The organism is Salipiger bermudensis HTCC2601 (genome assembly GCF_000153725.1).
Taxonomy (GTDB): domain Bacteria; phylum Pseudomonadota; class Alphaproteobacteria; order Rhodobacterales; family Rhodobacteraceae; genus Salipiger; species Salipiger bermudensis.
This window is the reverse complement of record NZ_DS022276.1, coordinates 482345-498196: the sequence shown is the minus strand read 5'-3', so window position 1 is coordinate 498196 and position 15852 is coordinate 482345. Positions and strand designations below refer to the sequence as shown.

Genomic DNA, 15852 nt, shown 5'->3' with positions numbered 1-15852 from the left:
ATGCGCTTGTCCCTATCGTTTCAGTCCAGCCATGCCGCCGCGTGGCGGCATGGGTCTGGCATCGGACCTCACACTGGAGAACTTGTTGCTACGCCGTCAGTCTCCGAACTTTGACAAGAATTCCTTCCTTTCCGGGCCCAGCGAGATGGCCCGCCGCATTCGCGAGTTCGACTGGTCAGAGCATCCGCTTGGCCCGTCCGAAGACTGGCCAGCGGCGCTGCGCTCGGCGCTGGGTATCGCGCTGAACTCGGCCTTTCCGACCTGTATCTACTGGGGGCCGGAGCTGCGCCTGCTCTACAATGACAGCTGGTCGCACATTCCCGGCCCGCGCCACCCCGGCTGTCTCGGTGAACCCGCCGCCGAGGTCTGGTCGGACATCTGGCATATCATCGAGCCGCAGTTCGCCCAGGCGATCAGCACCGGGGAAGGCGTCTATTTCCGGGACCAGATGCTGCCGATGCGCCGCTTCGGGGTCGAGGAAGAGACCTACTGGACCTACAATTTCACCCCGATCCGCGACGATGACGGTTCCATCGGCGGCGTCTTCAACTCCGGCAACGAGACCACGCGGCAGGTTCTTCAGCAGGAAAACACCCGTTTCCTGCTCGAGCTGAGCGATGTGTTCCGCAACGTGACGGACCTTGCCGAGCTTCGGCGGTGCTCGATCGCCATGCTGGGCGCGCATCTTGGTGTCGACCGGGTCGGTCTGCGAGAAAGGGTGCAGGACGGGCTGCGCGCCAAGATGCCCGTGATCGAGCAGTGGGCGGCCGAAGGTGTGCCGCCTGTGCCGTCCGGGATGGCGCGCGCGCCGATCCTCGACGCGGCCTGGCAGCAGTTGCTCGACGGTCGCGTGATCCGGCTCGACGGCACCGATCCGACCCGCGCCGCCATCGACCGGACGGTGCTCGACAGCCTGAACTGCGAGGCCGCGCTGGCGGTGCCATGGGTCGAGGACGGGCGCACCGAGGCGATCCTCTTCGTGCATTCCTGCAAGGCGCGGCACTGGACGGATCTCGAGCTCGAGACGGTCGAGCAGGTGCTGTCGCGGATGAAGGCGTTGATGGACCGCGCCCGCGCCGCCGAACGCGAACGGCTGATGTCGGACGAGATCAATCACCGCTCGCGCAACCTGCTGGCGGTGGTACAGGGCATCGTGCGGCTGGCGCGGCCCGAAGAGCCCGAAGTGATGCGCGCCAAGTTGATCGACCGGCTGAGCGCGCTGGCGCAGAACCACTCGTTGCTTGCCGATCAGCGCTGGGAGCCGGTGGCCCTCTCCCGCCTGCTGTCGCAGGAGCTTGCGCCTTATGCCGGCGGGGGCGAGATCAGGGTGAGCATGAGCGGCCCTGCGGTGGTGCTGAGCTCGGAGGAATGCCAGATGCTCGGCATGGTGGTGCACGAGCTGGTGACCAATGCCTCGAAGCACGGTGCGCTGAAGGACGCGGGCGGGGCGCTCGACGTGAGCTGGGATGTCACCGACGGCCGCCTGCATCTGGACTGGATCGAGACGGTTGCCGGTCCGCTGGATCGCGAAGGGTTCGACGTACCGGGCTTCGGCTCGAGCCTGCTGCGGCTGATGATCGAGCTGCAGCTCGAGGGCAAGCTCGTGCGCGAGCTTACCCCGACCGGGTTGCATTGCGTCATCGACGTGCCCTGGGCGCGGCGCGATGCGTCCCAGCGTGAGCCCGCCGACCGCGAGGTGGAGCGCATCGCGGTGACGTGAGCCGCGCCACGGCGGTGTCGGGGAACCGGCGCTGGCCGCGGGGCGTTCTCGGCGCATGACCACCGCGCCCGATCTCGTCTACTACCCTGATGACCGCCCCGGCATTGCGCGCCGACGCTGCGGGCGTGGCTTCTCCTACATCGCGCCGGACGGCACCCGCATCGAGCGTGGTCCCGAGCGGCGCCGGATCGAGGCGCTTGCGGTGCCGCCAGCCTACGAAAAGGTGTGGATCTGCCCGCGTGAGAACGGCCACCTCCAAGCCACTGGCCGCGATGCGCGGGCGCGCAAGCAATACCGCTACCATCCCGACTGGACCGAGCATCGCGCACGGCAGAAATTCGAGCATCTGGCCGAGTTCGGCCATGCGCTGCCCGGGCTGCGGCGGCGCATCCTCGAGGACCTGCGCGGCCGAGACCCGGGCGACCGGGCCTTTGCGCTGGCCGCGGTGCTGGCGCTGCTCGACCGGGCCGGCATCCGCGTCGGCAACGCCGATTATGCCAAGCAGAACCGCAGCTACGGCGCGACCACGCTGCGCGGCACGCATATGACGCTCGAGGGGGGTGTGCTGAGGCTGAACTTCACCGGCAAGGGCGGCAACAAGGTTGAAAGCACCTTGCGCGACCGCACGCTTGAGCGTGTGATGACCGGGCTGCACGACCTGCCGGGTCGCGAGCTGATCACGTGGCTCGACGAGGACGGGACACCGCATTCGGTGCGCTCGGAAGAGGTGAATGCCTTTCTGGCCGACCGCACGGGCAACAGCGCGCTTACGGCCAAGACCTTCCGCACCTGGAACGGCACGGCGGCGGCGCTGAAATGCGCGCTGGAGGCCGAGCGCGTGACGATCAAGGCGATGTCCGAGGCCGCCTCGGAGCGTCTTCACAACACGCCCGCCATCGCGCGCAAGTCCTACATCCATCCGGACGTGATCGCATTGTCCGAGAGCGAGGCGGACGCACGGGCGACATTGTCGCGCGAGGCACCGGAGGTCAGCGGGCTACGCCGGGCGGAAGCGCAACTGCTTCATCTGCTGGAGCGATGAGCCCGCCGCGCCGGAACGCGGCGGGCGGCTTTCCTGGGCAAAGCCTCAGGGCCGGAGGTACGAATACCCCTCTTCCTGCAGCTCGACGAGCCGCGCGGCCCCGGAGGACACGACCTGCGCCTCTTCGAGCAGGGTCACCGGTGCGCCGGTCTTCTTCTCGATATTGGCGATGGTGTTGCCACAGGCCGAAAAGGTGATCGGCAATTCGAGGGAAAGTGTCTCGATCCGGTCCTTCACCGGGGTTTTGCCCTCGATCAGCATGTGCAGCCCGGGCCCGTAGGTGACCATCTCGATCACCACCTCGTCGCCCTGCTCGGCGTAATACTGGGTCAGGTTCTTGGCATTGTTGAGGGCCATGTTCAGCACGTGGGGATCGTTTTGATCCACGTGGAACGCCACATGGTGGGTCTTGCCTTCGGCCCACGCTGATAGCGGCGCGACCGCCAGCGTGGCGGCAAGCGCAATCGTCTTTCTCATCTCTGTCTCCTCCCAAAGAGACCGCGATGGTAGCGCAAAAGTCAGTATTTTCGATGTGTTTTTGCCCACAAGCCTACTCCGGCCACGGGTGACGAGCAGCCACCATCGGCACCGAGAACGCGCCAATGGTAGGTGCGTCTTGTGCGTTCGTCGGAGACGAGGACGCTTCCTAGGTTTTCGACGTGCACCACTGTCGCAGTCGTGAAACCTGCGTCGCGGGGGCCCAAGAAAATTCGTCCGAATTTTCTTGGGCGGGGGCCGGTCGGGCAGGGCGCGCAAGGCGGAGGAAAATTCGGACGAATTTTCCTCGATCCCGGGATCAGTTCCCGGCGATCCGCGCGGCGCCGTCTTCCATCGCGGCGCGTAGCCGACGCTCGAGGGTCTTCTGCTTCGAAGGGGTGTAGAACTTCAGGCCGAACATGTCCTTTACGTAGAACGTGTCGACCACCTGCTCACCATAGGTCGCGATCACTGCCGAGGAGATGTAGACATTGCTCTCCGACAGGGTCCGCGCCAGATCGTAGAGCAGGCCGGGCCGGTCGCGGGTGTCGACCTCGATGATGGTGTAGATCTCCGAGCCCTCGTTGTCGAAGGCGATCGAGGTCGGCACGTTGAAGGCCTTCTCGCGCTTCTTGAGCTTGCCCCGCGACAGGATCGCCTCGCGCGGCTTGACCTCGCCCATCAGCGTCTTGCGAATGGTGTCGCGCAGGCGCGGGATGCGGCTTTCCTCGTAGGGCGAGCCCTCTGAATCCTGGATCCAGAAGGCCGCCGTGGCATAGCCGTCCTTCGATGTGAAGGTGCGCGCATCGACCACGTTCGCGCCCACCAGGGACAGTGCGCCCGCGAGCCGGGCGAAGATGCCCGGGTGATCGGCCAGCGCAAAGCAGACCCGCGTCGCGTCGCGATCCTCGTCGGGATGGATGTCGATGCGGATCTCGGTGTCGCCGATGTCGCGCAGCAGCTCGGCAAAGACCTTGTGGGCTGTGACGTGCAGCCCCTGCCAGTAGGGATCGTAATGCCGCGCGGTCTCGGCCCGCAGATCCTTGGCGTCCCAGTCGGCGAGCTCTTCGCGCAGGGCTTTCTTGGCCTCGGCGCCGCGGTTCTCACGGTTGAGCGCCTCCATGCCATCCTCGAGCGCGCGGCGGGTCTGCCGGTAGAGCGCCCGCAGGAGAGCCGCCTTCCAGTTGTTCCACACGCCCGGGCCGACGCCGCGGATGTCGCAGACCGTCAGCACGGTCAGCAGGTCGAGCCGCTCCTTGGTCTGCACCGCCTTGGCAAAATCACGCACGGTGCGCGGATCGGCGATGTCGCGCTTCTGCGCCATGTCCGACATCAGCAGGTGGTAGCGCACCAGCCACTCGACGGTGGCGCACTCCGCCTTGGTCAGGCCCAGCCGTGGCGCCACCTTGCGGGCGATGCGCGCCCCGACCACCGAGTGATCCTCGTCGCGTCCCTTGCCGATGTCATGCAGCAGCAGCGCCACGTACAGCACCTTGCGGTTTACGCCCTCCTGCAGGATCGTCGAGGCGACGGGCAGCTCCTCGACAAGGTCGCCATGCTCGATCTCGCTGAGATTCGCGATGCACTGGATGGTGTGCTCGTCGACCGTGTAGGCGTGATACATGTTGAACTGCATCATCGCCACGATGGGCTCGAACTCGGGGATGAAGGCGCCGATGACGCCAAGCTCGTTCATCCGGCGCAGCGATCGCTCGGGATTGCCGTGCTTGAGCAGCAGGTCGAGGAACAGCCGCCGCGCCTCCTTGTCGCCGCGCAGCTCGTCGTCGATCAGGTGCAGGTTGGCCTTGATCAGCCGCATGCCGTGCGGGTGGAGCAGAAGGCCGGTGCGCAGCCCTTCCTCGAAATAGCGCAGCAGGTTCAGCTTGTCGGCGAGGAAGGCCTCGTCATCGGCGATGGCGAGGCGGTTGTTGACCACCTCGTAGCCGTCCTTGACCTGCGGGCCACGCTTGAACAGGCGCAGCAGCAGCGGCGCGTCCTTCTGATGCTCGGACTCGAGCGCGGTCAGGAAGATCCGCGTCAGATCGCCCACCGCGGTGGCGTGGCGGAAATAGTCCTGCATGAACAGCTCGACACCGCGTCGTCCGGCACGGTCGGCATAGCCCATGCGCTCCGCCACTTCGACCTGCATGTCGAAGGTCAGCTGCTCGACCGCGCGCCCGGCAGCGAGATGCAGGTGGCAGCGCACTGCCCAGAGGAACTCCTCGGCGCGCATGAAGAGATTGTATTCCTCGCGCCGGAAGACGCCGATGCGCACCAGCTCCTCGGCGTCGTCGGTGTGATGGATGTACTTGGTGATCCAGTAGAGCGACTGCAGGTCGCGCAGCCCGCCCTTGCCTTCCTTGACGTTGGGCTCGACCACGTAGCGCAGGCCCTGCTTGCGATGACGATTGCCGCGCTCCTCGAGCTTGGCGGCCACGAAGGCGCGCTCGGAGCCCTTGAAGAGGTCTTCCCAGAGCCGGGTCTCGAGCTCGCGGGCCAGCGGTTCGTGGCCGATGATGAACCGGGTCTCGAGCATCGCGGTGCGGATGGTGAAATCCTCGCCGCCAAGGCGCAGGCAGTCCTTCACCGTGCGCGAGGCGTGGCCCACCTTGAGCTTCAGGTCCCACAGCACGTAGAGCATCGACTCGATGACGCTTTCGGCCCAGGGCGTGATCTTCCACGGTGTCAGGAACAGAAGGTCGACATCGGAATCCGGCGCCATCTCGCCGCGGCCGTAGCCGCCCACCGCCATCACCGTCAGGCGTTCGCCCTCGGTGGGGGTGTTGAGCGGGTGCAGCCGCACGGTCGCCAGCTCGAAGACCAGCCGGACGATGCCGTCGGTCAGCCATGCATAGGCTTCGGTGGTGGGGAAGGCGGCGCGTGGCTTGGCGGCGAAGGCATCGGCGATGACGGCGCGGCCATGATCGCGGGCCTCGGACAGGAGCTTCACCGCGATGGCGCGCACCTGTGCTTCGGTTTCGGCCTCGGCGACCTGAGTGAAGAGCTCGGCGCGAAGGGCGGGAAGGTCGAAGATCTCCGATGCCGGTGCGATCAGGTCGTCCGGCATCGGGGCTTGCATGAGGTCTTCAGAAACCTGCGCCGGAGAAGCTGGAGGGGGCAGGGTCAAGGATCACCATCTGGTTGTTGCGCACGGTCGCGACGGCCAGACCACGTTCGTTGGTGCCATCGCTTTTCAGGCGGAATACACCGCCCGTGCCTTGGAAACCAGCGGATTGCGTCAGGGCGCGCCCGGTGAGGGCGTCACCGCGGCCCTGTTTCACCAGCGCGCCGATGGCGGCGATGCCGTCGAAGGCCAGACCGGCGAGAGGGTGCGGGTTCTCGCCATAGGCGGCGCTGTAGCGCGAGGTGAAGTTGCGCTGCATCGACTGGTTCGGCAGGGCGAACCAAGCGCCGTTGGCGCCCGGATAGGCGAAGAGCTCTGGCTTCACGTCCCAGCGCGTCAGACCGACATACTGGAATTCCGCCGGATCGAGCCCGTTCTCGGGCATCACCTGCAGCAGAAGCGGCATGGCGGCGTTGGTGGCGTCGGTGGTGATGAAGACCGAATCCGCGCCCGAGTTGCGGGCGACGTCACCCATCGACTGCGCGGTGCTGGTCACGCCCTCGACGCTGAGCGGGTAGGGCTGCACCGTCGCGACGCGGACGCCGTTCTGCGAGGCGGCCTGCTGGATGGCGTTGCGGCCGAACTGGCCGGGCACGTCCTCGGAATGCAGGATCGCGATGCTCGACAGGCCATTGCCGCGTCCGTACTGCATCAGCCGGTCGGCGGTGTTCTCGAAGGTCGGTCCGAGCACGAAGAGGTTGCCGCCGGCGATCGACGGGTTGTTCGAGAAGGCCAGCACGTTGACGCCCTCGTCGGCGACCACCTTGCTGGCCTCGACGGCGACCTCCCCGCGCAGCGGGCCGAGGATGATCTTGGCCCCTTCGTCGACCGCGCGCTGAGCCTGCGCCGCGGCGGTGGCGCCGGAGCCGGCGGTGTCATAGACCGCGAGGTCGATATTGACCCCGTCGAGATCGGCAATGGCGAGGCGCGCGGCGTTCTCGAGATCGCGGGCGATGCTGGCGGCGCCGGAATCGCTCTGCGGCACCAGCAGCGCCACGCGCACGCTCTCGTTGGGGTTGATTCGCGGGCCGCCGCTGTTTGACGCACCGAGATCGGTCATCGTGGAGACGTCGCAGGCGGTGACGAGGCCTGCGCCCGCCACGACGGCAGCGGTGCAGAGCGCCTTGCGGGCGCGGGACAAAACGGCGAACATGGTGGTGAACTCCCTCGATCATAGGCGCGGGTTGAAGCCCGCGTGGGTTTACGGGGGATCATAGTCCAGCAAGGGGATGGGTCCAGAGATGAATCCGGAAAGGCGCGGATTGGCGCCGGGACTGTACATGGTGGCGGTCCCGATCGGCAACGCGCGCGACATCACGTTGCGCGCGCTCGACATTCTGCGCGAGGCCGACGTGCTGGCAGCCGAGGACACCCGCAGCCTGCGTCGGCTGCTCGAGATTCACGGCGTGCCGCTGGGGGATCGCACGGTGCTCGCCTACCACGATCACAACGGTGGCAAGGTGCGACCGAAGCTGCTCGGGGCGCTGACCGAGGGCCGCTCGGTGGCCTATGCCTCCGAGGCCGGCACGCCGATGATTTCTGATCCGGGCTTCGATCTGGTGCGCGCGGCCCGCGAGGAGGGGCTGCCGGTGACCACGGCGCCCGGCGCCTCGGCGGTGATCGCTGCGCTGACCATCGCGGGTCTTCCGACCGACCGTTTCCTGTTCGGCGGCTTTCTTCCCAACGCCTCCGGCGCGCGTCGCAAGGCGCTTGAGGAGCTGCGCGCCGTGCCCGCGACGCTGGCCTTCTACGAGTCGCCCAAGCGGCTGGGGGCGATGCTGGCGGACGCGGCCGCGGCGCTCGGACCGGACCGCCCCGCCGCGGTCTGCCGCGAACTCACCAAACGGTTCGAGGAATGCCGCGAGGGCAGCCTTGCCGAACTTGCCGAGAGCTATGCCGAGACGACGCCCAAGGGCGAGATCGTGGTGCTGATCGGCAAGGGGAATTCAGAGGAAATTAGCGAATCTGATCTAGACCACTCGCTGTCCGAGGCGCTGCTGACGATGTCTGTGCGCGATGCCGCCGATGCGGTCTCGGGCATGTACGGCGTGAAACGGCGCCCGGTCTACCAGCGTGCCATGGCGCTCGCGAAGGAACGGGCAGAAGGCGGGGATTGATCCCCGGGAAGGGGGCGTCCATGTCGGTGATGGGCCAACAGCTCAGTTTCGATTTCCACACTCCGGTGCCTGCGCTGCCAGAGCGACACGCGCAGCAAATCCATGGGCAGGGCCGTCGCAGGCGCGTTGAACGCGGTGCGCTGGGCCATCGCGCTGGACTGTCGGCCGAAGCGCAGGTGGCGCAGGACTACCGGCGCCGCGGCTACCGGGTGGCAGGACAGCGCTGGCGAGGCCGCTCTGGCGAGATTGACCTGATCCTGCACGATGGCGACGGGCTGATCTTTGTCGAGGTCAAGAAAAGCCGCAGCTTCGATCATGCGATGCAACACCTGTCCTCCCGCCAGATTGCGCGCCTGCTGCGCGCCGGCGAAGAATTCGCAGGGACCCAGCCGCGCGGCTCGCTCATCGAGATGCGCTTCGACGTGGCGCTGATGAACGAGCAGGGCATGATCCGCATCGTCGAGAACGCCCTCGGCCCCTGAGGGGGCATTGCCAGTCCCCGGTCTCTGGGCCATGTATGGCGAAAGCCAGAGCGGGAGAGCCCATGAAGATCGCCTTTCAGATGGACCCGATCGGTCCGATCGACATCAACGCAGACAGCACGTTTCGACTGGCCGAGGAAGCTCAGGCGCGCGGGCACGAACTGTATTACTATCTGCCGGATCACCTCTCCTTCCAGGAGGGGCGGATCATGGCGCGGGCGCGTACGCTCAAGGTCAAGCGCGTGCAGGGCGAGCATGCCGAGCTCGGGCCGCTGCAGCTGATCGACCTCTCCGAGGTCGATGTGGTCTGGCTGCGGCAAGACCCGCCCTTCGACATGCATTACATCACCACCACGCACCTGCTCGAGCGGCTGGTGCCCGACACACTGGTGGTCAACGATCCGTTCTGGGTGCGCAACTCGCCGGAAAAGCTGCTGGTGCTCAACTTCCCCGAGCTGACGCCGCCCACCACCGTCGCCCGCGACCTCGAGACCATCCGCGAGTTCAAGGCCAAGCACGGCGACATCATCCTCAAGCCGCTCTACGGCAATGGCGGCGCGGGCGTGTTCCGCCTCGATGAGAACGACCGCAATCTGAGCTCGCTCTACGAGCTCTTCACCGGCTTCTCGCGCGAGCCGCTGATCGTGCAGAAATACCTGCCGGCGGTGACCAAGGGCGACAAGCGGGTGATCCTCGTCGATGGCGAGCCGGTGGGCGCGATCAACCGCGTGCCGGCGGCCAACGAGGTGCGCTCGAACATGCATGTGGGTGGCCGTCCCGAGAAGGTCGAGCTGACAGAGCGGGACCGCGAGATCTGCGCTGCGATTGGCCCGGTCCTGCGTGAGAAGGGGCAGGTTTTCGTCGGCATCGACGTGATCGGCGACTGGCTGACCGAGATCAACGTGACCTCGCCCACGGGCATCCAGGAACTCGAGCGGTTCGACGGCGTCAACGTCGCCGGGAAGATCTGGCAGGCGATCGAAGCCAAGCGCGGATGAGCCGGCGGCTCTCCGCGCTCAACCTCTTTCTGCGCCTCGCGGTCAAACCGCGGCTGGCGCGGACAGCGGGTCCGGGCGCGGCGGAGCGCGAATTTCGCCGTCTCGGGGCGCAGGTGCTGCGCCAGCCGCCCTACCTGCGCCGGATCGAGCGCCCGGGCGGGCTGCACTGGATCAGCGCCGGCCCCTGCCTGCCTGGCAAGCTGATCCTTTACTTCCATGGCGGCGGCTATATCTCGGGCAGCCCCGCCACCCATCAGGGGCTGATCGCGCGGCTGTCGAAACTGGCGCGGATCGAGATCTGCGCGCCTGACTACCCTCTTGCACAGCACGCCCCGGTTCCAGCCGCCTTCGAGGCGGCCCTCGCGGCGTGGCGGCGCTGTCTCGCGCTGGGCTACCTGCCGGAACGCATCCTCCTCGCTGGCGATTCCGCCGGGGGCGGGCTGGCGCTGGCGCTGCTGGCGCGGCTCTGCGCCGAGGGCACGCCGCCGGCGGGCGTCGTTGCCTTCTCGCCCTGGACCGATCTCGACATGACCGGCGCGAGCCTGCGCGACAATGCAGCCGCTGACCCCTTCCTGCCGGTCGCCCGCATCGAGGAACTCTGCGAGATCGTGCTGGCCGGGACCGATCCGAAGGATCCGCGCATTTCGCCGCTCTACGGCACTTTTCCCGGCTGCCCGCCGGTGCTGATCTGCCACTCCGCGACCGAGATCCTCGCCGATGACGCCCGCAGCATGGCGGCCCGCCTGCGCGAACAGGGTGGCGCGGTCACGCTGCACGAAGCCCCCGACGCGCCCCATGCGTGGCCGGTCTTCGACGGCTGGATCCCCGAGGCGCGCGCCACGCTGCGGCTCGCGGCCCGCTTCGCTCAGTCCTGCCTCGCGGCAACGAGCCGGTAGCTCAGGGCCTCGGCCACGTGCGGCCGGCGCAGCGTGTCGTCGCCGGCGAGATCGGCGATGGTGCGCGCCACGCGCAGGATGCGATGATAGCCCCGCGCCGAGAGGCCGAAGCGGTCGGAGGCGCGCAGCAGCAGCGCACGGCTCTCTTCATCCGGCGCGGCGATCTCTTCGAGCAGTTGTCCCTCGGCATCGGCATTGGTGCGCAGCCCGGGGTGGTCGGCAAAGCGCTCGGCCTGTCGCGCACGCGCCGCTTCGACCCGCGCTGCCACGATGGCCGAACTGTCGCCCGAGGCAGGCAGGTCGAGATCGGTGAAGGCGACGGGGGGCACCTCGATGCGCAGGTCGAAGCGATCCATCAGCGGCCCCGAGCTGCGCCCGAGATAATCCTCGCCACAGGCCGGCGCGCGCGAGCAGGCGCGGGCCGGATCGGTGAGGTGGCCGCAGCGGCAGGGGTTGGCGGCGGCGACCAGCAGGAAGCGGCAGGGGTAGCTCACATGGGCGTTCGCCCGCGACACCATGACCTCGCCGCTCTCGATCGGCTGGCGCAGGGTCTCGAGCACGGTGCGGGGGAACTCTGGGAATTCGTCCATGAAGAGCACGCCGTTATGAGCGAGGCTGACCTCGCCGGGGCTGGCCCGCCGCCCGCCGCCGATGATCGCCGCCATCGAGGCGGTGTGATGCGGCGCGCGGTAGGGGCGCGCCCGCGAGATGCCGCCTTCGTCGAGCAGCCCGGCAAGCGAATGAATCATAGAGGTCTCGAGCGCCTCCGGGGCGGTGAGCGGCGGCAGGATGCCTGCCATGCGCGAGGCCAGCATCGATTTGCCTGAGCCCGGCGTGCCGACGAGGATCAGGTGGTGCCGACCGGCGGCGGCGATCTCGAGCGCGCGCTTGGCGCGCTCCTGTCCCTTGACGTCACGCAGGTCGCGGTGGCCGGTGACGGCGGGGCGTTCGCCCGGCTCTGCGGGGGCCATGGGGGCGGCACCGCTGTAATGACGCACCACCTCGGTCAGGCTGCGTGCGGCGAGCACCCGGCAGGCTCCCACCCAGGCGGCCTCGGGGCCGGACGCGAGCGGGCAAAGCAGGGAGCGCTCTTCCTCGGCGGCGGTCATCGCGGCGGGCAGTGCGCCCGGCACAGCCACCAGCGTGCCGTCGAGCGCAAGTTCCCCGAGCGCCATGGTCCGCGCGACCTCGTCCCGGGGCAGAATTTCCAGCGCGGCGAGCAGGGCGAGCGCGATGGGAAGATCGAAATGCGAGCCCTCCTTGGGCAGGTCGGCGGGCGAGAGGTTCACGGTGATCCGCTTCGAGGGGAGGGCAATCGCCATGGCGGTGAGCGCGGCGCGCACCCGCTCACGCGCTTCCGAGACGGCCTTGTCCGGCAGCCCCACGATGGCAAAGGCCGGCACGCCGGCGCTCACCGCGCATTGCACCTCTACCGGGCGGGCCTCGACGCCCTCGAAAGCCACCGTGTAGGCATGGGCGGTCACGCGCGGTCCTTCCTCTGAGATCGGGAGAAGATGGGGCAAAGTTGGTTAGCAAGAGGTTAACGCAGCCACTGGTGTTGAAAGGCTCTTGGCATTTCGCCGCTCGAGGCGCGGCCTTTCGGTGGGCTCATACGAGGCGATCCCGCGCGGGGCTCGCAAAAACGTGATGGTCGGTTCTCTCTAGGGTTGCAGGCTCGATGCCTTGAGGCAGGCAAGGTTCTGACCAACACGCTTCGCCCTTCGCGCTGGGCGACTGGAGTTTGGGGTGAAGATACTATTTTTCAATAGCTTGGATTGTCTGGACAGCGCGTCCGGGAAGACTAAATCCTACGATGAACGTCAAGGTTGCGTCAGCGGCCGGGGCGCGCCACGGCAGCTCGTGAACCGTCGCATGGCCCCCCATGTTGCGCCTCGGTTCCCGTGCCGGGCAAAAAATCCTGTCTGCCTCAGCAACCATTTGCCGATTTGTCGCGTTCTTAAGGAACAAGCGTGTGCGAGACGGCGGGGCAGCCCGTCCAAGAAACCGATGGGGAACCCGAATGGCAGTCGAGTCTTTCAACGATCAGACCCTCTCCCGCAAGGCGATGAAGGCCGAGCTTCTGGACGCCGAAACCGAGTTGCAGCTTGCTTATGCCTGGCGCGACCATCGAGACGAGGCGGCATTGCATCGGCTGATCAACGCCTACATGCGGCTCGCGATCTCGATGGCGGCGAAGTTCAAGCGATACGGCGCGCCGATGGGCGACCTGATCCAAGAGGCCGGTCTTGGCCTGATGAAGGCCGCCGACAAGTTCGATCCCGATCGGGGCGTGCGCTTCTCGACCTACGCGGTCTGGTGGATCAAGGCCAGCATCCAGGACTATGTGATGCGAAACTGGTCGATGGTGCGCACCGGCTCGACCTCCTCTCAGAAATCGCTGTTCTTCAACATGCGCCGGGTCCAGGCTCGGCTCGAGCGCGAGGCGGCGGCCGAGGGTCGCGCGCTGGAGCGGCACTCGCTGCACGCTGCCATCGCCAAGGAAGTGGGCGTGCCGCTGCACGATGTCGAGATGATGGACGGGCGCCTCTCGGGCTCGGACTTTTCGCTCAACGCGACGCAGTCGACCGACGAGGATGGCCGCGAATGGATCGACACGCTTGAGGATGACGGCGAGCAGAGCGCATCTCTGGTCGAGGGCAAGCTCGACAACGATCAGCTGCGCGAGTGGCTGGTGGTGGCGTTGACCGGGCTGAATGACCGGGAACGCTTCATCGTGCGCGAGCGCAAGCTGCGCGACGAGACCCGCACGCTCGAGAGCCTTGGGCAGGAGCTTGGCCTGTCGAAAGAGCGGGTCCGGCAACTTGAGGCCGCCGCCTTCGTGAAAATGCGGAAGTCGCTTGAAGCCCAGTCGCGTGAGGTGGCACAGTTCCTCGCATGATGCGATCTGTCCAGCTCTGCGCCCCGCTTCTCTCCCTGACCCTGGTTGCCTCCGCGGCTCTGTCGCAGGAGAGCGAGGCTGACGCTCAGAGGCTGGAGGAAGCGCAGGTGGTGTTTCTGGGCGAGGTGCATGACAACCCCGCTCATCATGCCCGCCAGGCAGAGCTCGTGGCCGAGATCCGGCCGGTGGCCGTGGTGTTCGAGATGCTGACCAACGAACAGGCGGCGTCGATTCAACCGGAATACCTGGCAGATGAAGCCGCGCTGGCCGATCGGCTCGCGTGGGACGAGTCCGGTTGGCCGGACTTCTCGATGTATTACCCGATTTTCCAGGCGGCCGGCGAGGCCGCCATTTTTGGTGCCGCGATGCCCCGCGAGGAAGCCCGTCGTGCCCGCAACGAGCCGCTCGACCGCGTCTTCGGCCCGAGTGCCGGGTTCTACGGGCTTGATGAAGGCTTGCCGCCGGAGCAGCAGGCCGAGCGCGAGGCGATGCAGATGGCAGCACATTGTGATGCGCTGCCGGCCGACATGCTGCCGGTGATGGTCGGCATCCAGCGCCTGCGCGACGCGCGGCTTGCCGAGACCGCGCTCGAGGCACTGTCGATGCATGGCGCGCCGGTGGTCGTTATCACCGGGAATGGCCATGCCCGCACCGACTGGGGCGCGCCTGCGCTCATTGCCATGGCCGCCCCCGAAGTGCCTGTAGCTGCGCTCGGGCAGGGCGAGGCCGGGCGCGATGCGCCAGATGGCCGTTTCGATCTGCTGGAAGAAACCGAGGCGGTCGAGCGCGACGACCCCTGCGCGGCCTTCGAGAGCCCCGAGCCTCCGGCCAATTGAGTTTTCCCCGCCCGCGCCTTAACAGGAGAGGTGACGGGCAAGGGAGTGGCGCGGGATGCTGTCGGGCAAGCGAATTCTTCTCATCATCAGCGGCGGCATTGCGGCCTACAAGGCGCTCGAGCTGATCCGCCGCCTGCGCGAGCGCGGTTCCGCGGTCACGCCGGTGCTGACGCCGTCGGCGCGGGAGTTCGTCACCCCGCTTTCGGTAAGCGCGCTGGCCGGCGAGAAGGTCTATACCGATCTCTTCGATTTGACCGACGAGGCCGAGATGGGCCATATCCAGCTCTCGCGCGTGGCCGATCTGGTGCTGGTCGCACCTGCCACGGCGGACCTGATGGCCAAGATGGCACACGGCTTTGCGGGCGATCTCGCGTCGACGCTGCTCTTGGCCACCGACACGCCGGTGATGATCGCCCCCGCCATGAACGTGCGGATGTGGGAGCACCCGGCCACGCAGCGCAATCTCGCGACCTTGAGGGGCGACGGCGTCACCGTGGTCGGCCCCGACGCGGGCGACATGGCCTGCGGCGAATACGGGCCAGGGCGTCTGGTCGAGGTGCCGCAGATCGTGGCGGCGGTGGAGCGGGCGCTGGCGGACGGCCCGTTGAAGGGCCGGCGGGTGCTGGTCACCTCCGGCCCCACCCATGAGCCCATCGACCCGGTGCGCTATATCGCCAACCGCTCCTCGGGCGCGCAGGGCACGGCGATCGCCGAGGCGCTGCGCGATCTCGGTGCCGAGGTGGTCTTCGTCACCGGCCCGGCCGAGAAAGCCCGGCCCACCGGGGTCGAGGTCATCGAGGTCGAAAGCGCGCTCGAGATGCGCGCCGCGGTGCTGGGCGCGCTGCCGGTCGCGGCGGCCGTGTTCGCCGCCGCGGTGGCGGATTGGCGGGTGGCGCAGGCATCTAGCTCGAAGATCAAGAAACAGGCGGGCCGGCTGCCGGTGCTCGAGTTCTCCGAGAACCCCGACATCCTTGCCGAGGTCTCGGGACTGGGCGAGGAACGGCCCGGCCTTGTTGTGGGCTTTGCCGCCGAGACCGACGACGTGGTGGCCCATGCCACCGCCAAGCGGCAGCGCAAGGGCTGCGACTGGATCGTCGCCAATGACGTCAGCCCGGCGACGGGCATCATGGGCGGCAGCGAGAACGCCGTGGTGCTGATCTCGGACGCGGGCGCCGAGGCGTGGCCGCGCATGGGCAAGCGCGCGGTGGCCGAGCGGCTGGCGGCGCGCATTGCCGAGGCGCTGGGCGCCTGACCCTGTCCC

General features: G+C 67.5%; 13 protein-coding genes. 9 read left to right on the top strand and 4 right to left on the bottom strand.

Annotated elements, in window-relative coordinates; all coding sequences use genetic code 11:
- The first annotated feature begins 145 nt into the window (after positions 1 to 145).
- Positions 146 to 1720 carry a sensor histidine kinase gene (locus tag R2601_RS02385; protein ID WP_007792980.1) on the top strand — a complete coding sequence of 525 codons (1575 nt, stop codon included), beginning with the start codon at positions 146 to 148 and terminating at the stop codon, positions 1718 to 1720.
- A gap of 55 nt (positions 1721 to 1775) precedes the next feature.
- Positions 1776 to 2762 carry a DNA topoisomerase IB gene (locus R2601_RS02380; protein WP_007792977.1) on the top strand — a complete coding sequence of 329 codons (987 nt, stop codon included), beginning with the start codon at positions 1776 to 1778 and terminating at the stop codon, positions 2760 to 2762.
- A gap of 45 nt (positions 2763 to 2807) precedes the next feature.
- Here the strand turns inward: R2601_RS02380 and R2601_RS02375 are convergent, their stop codons facing one another.
- The 3 genes from R2601_RS02375 to R2601_RS02365 form a co-directional block, all read right to left on the bottom strand.
- Positions 2808 to 3239, bottom strand: coding sequence for a DsrE family protein (locus R2601_RS02375; protein ID WP_007792973.1), 432 nt, complete (start codon positions 3237 to 3239; stop codon positions 2808 to 2810).
- Between the two features lie 319 nt (positions 3240 to 3558).
- Complete coding sequence (locus R2601_RS02370) at positions 3559 to 6318, bottom strand: [protein-PII] uridylyltransferase (protein ID WP_195903835.1); 2760 nt, start codon at positions 6316 to 6318, stop codon at positions 3559 to 3561.
- 7 nt (positions 6319 to 6325) lie between these two features.
- The gene (locus R2601_RS02365) at positions 6326 to 7516 is read right to left on the bottom strand and encodes a penicillin-binding protein activator (protein ID WP_007792967.1); all 1191 of its coding nucleotides are present in this window, start codon (positions 7514 to 7516) and stop codon (positions 6326 to 6328) included.
- 88 nt (positions 7517 to 7604) lie between these two features.
- On the opposite strand from R2601_RS02365, the gene rsmI reads away from it, so the two are divergent.
- The 4 genes from rsmI to R2601_RS02345 all read left to right on the top strand — a co-directional run bounded on the left by rsmI (position 7605) and on the right by R2601_RS02345 (position 10856).
- Positions 7605 to 8480: a 16S rRNA (cytidine(1402)-2'-O)-methyltransferase gene (gene rsmI, locus R2601_RS02360; RefSeq protein WP_040544299.1), complete on the top strand. Its 876-nt coding sequence runs from the start codon at positions 7605 to 7607 to the stop codon at positions 8478 to 8480.
- Between the two features lie 20 nt (positions 8481 to 8500).
- Complete coding sequence (locus tag R2601_RS02355; RefSeq protein WP_007792961.1) at positions 8501 to 8962, top strand: YraN family protein; 462 nt, start codon at positions 8501 to 8503, stop codon at positions 8960 to 8962.
- A 62-nt stretch (positions 8963 to 9024) separates the two neighbouring features.
- Positions 9025 to 9960, top strand: a complete 936-nt coding sequence (gene gshB, locus R2601_RS02350) for a glutathione synthase (protein ID WP_007792958.1) — start codon at positions 9025 to 9027, stop codon at positions 9958 to 9960.
- On the top strand, positions 9957 to 10856 hold the full coding sequence (locus R2601_RS02345; RefSeq protein WP_007792955.1) for an alpha/beta hydrolase fold domain-containing protein: 900 nt from the start codon (positions 9957 to 9959) through the stop codon (positions 10854 to 10856). Before gshB ends, R2601_RS02345 begins: the two co-directional genes overlap by 4 nt.
- Here the strand turns inward: R2601_RS02345 and R2601_RS02340 are convergent.
- Positions 10826 to 12340 carry a YifB family Mg chelatase-like AAA ATPase gene (locus R2601_RS02340; RefSeq protein ID WP_007792952.1) on the bottom strand — a complete coding sequence of 505 codons (1515 nt, stop codon included), beginning with the start codon at positions 12338 to 12340 and terminating at the stop codon, positions 10826 to 10828. The genes R2601_RS02345 and R2601_RS02340 overlap by 31 nt on opposite strands.
- Positions 12341 to 12876: 536 nt before the next feature.
- Between R2601_RS02340 and R2601_RS02335 the strand changes: the two genes are divergently transcribed.
- The 3 genes from R2601_RS02335 to coaBC are packed head-to-tail and all read left to right on the top strand — an operon-like array spanning position 12877 to position 15843.
- A complete protein-coding gene (locus R2601_RS02335) occupies positions 12877 to 13755 on the top strand; it encodes an RNA polymerase factor sigma-32 (protein WP_007792951.1) in 879 nt (292 codons plus the stop codon).
- On the top strand, positions 13752 to 14591 hold the full coding sequence (locus R2601_RS02330) for a ChaN family lipoprotein (protein WP_007792949.1): 840 nt from the start codon (positions 13752 to 13754) through the stop codon (positions 14589 to 14591). Before R2601_RS02335 ends, R2601_RS02330 begins: the two co-directional genes overlap by 4 nt.
- Before the next feature lie 55 nt (positions 14592 to 14646).
- Complete coding sequence (gene coaBC, locus R2601_RS02325) at positions 14647 to 15843, top strand: bifunctional phosphopantothenoylcysteine decarboxylase/phosphopantothenate--cysteine ligase CoaBC (protein WP_007792947.1); 1197 nt, start codon at positions 14647 to 14649, stop codon at positions 15841 to 15843.
- The last annotated feature ends 9 nt before the right edge of the window (positions 15844 to 15852 follow it).

Excerpts from the sequence above, each read along its gene's own strand:
- R2601_RS02365 (WP_007792967.1), bottom strand. The coding sequence starts at position 7,516 with ATGTTCGCCGTTTTGTCCCGCGCCCGCAAGGCGCTCTGCACCGCTGCC.
- R2601_RS02385 (WP_007792980.1), top strand. The coding sequence starts at position 146 with ATGGCCCGCCGCATTCGCGAGTTCGACTGGTCAGAGCATCCGCTTGGC.
- gshB (WP_007792958.1), top strand. The coding sequence starts at position 9,025 with ATGAAGATCGCCTTTCAGATGGACCCGATCGGTCCGATCGACATCAAC.
- rsmI (WP_040544299.1), top strand. The coding sequence starts at position 7,605 with ATGAATCCGGAAAGGCGCGGATTGGCGCCGGGACTGTACATGGTGGCG.
- R2601_RS02335 (WP_007792951.1), top strand. The coding sequence starts at position 12,877 with ATGGCAGTCGAGTCTTTCAACGATCAGACCCTCTCCCGCAAGGCGATG.
- R2601_RS02375 (WP_007792973.1), bottom strand. The coding sequence starts at position 3,239 with ATGAGAAAGACGATTGCGCTTGCCGCCACGCTGGCGGTCGCGCCGCTA.
- R2601_RS02370 (WP_195903835.1), bottom strand. The coding sequence starts at position 6,318 with ATGCAAGCCCCGATGCCGGACGACCTGATCGCACCGGCATCGGAGATC.
- R2601_RS02380 (WP_007792977.1), top strand. The coding sequence starts at position 1,776 with ATGACCACCGCGCCCGATCTCGTCTACTACCCTGATGACCGCCCCGGC.
- coaBC (WP_007792947.1), top strand. The coding sequence starts at position 14,647 with ATGCTGTCGGGCAAGCGAATTCTTCTCATCATCAGCGGCGGCATTGCG.
- R2601_RS02355 (WP_007792961.1), top strand. The coding sequence starts at position 8,501 with ATGTCGGTGATGGGCCAACAGCTCAGTTTCGATTTCCACACTCCGGTG.
- R2601_RS02330 (WP_007792949.1), top strand. The coding sequence starts at position 13,752 with ATGATGCGATCTGTCCAGCTCTGCGCCCCGCTTCTCTCCCTGACCCTG.
- R2601_RS02345 (WP_007792955.1), top strand. The coding sequence starts at position 9,957 with ATGAGCCGGCGGCTCTCCGCGCTCAACCTCTTTCTGCGCCTCGCGGTC.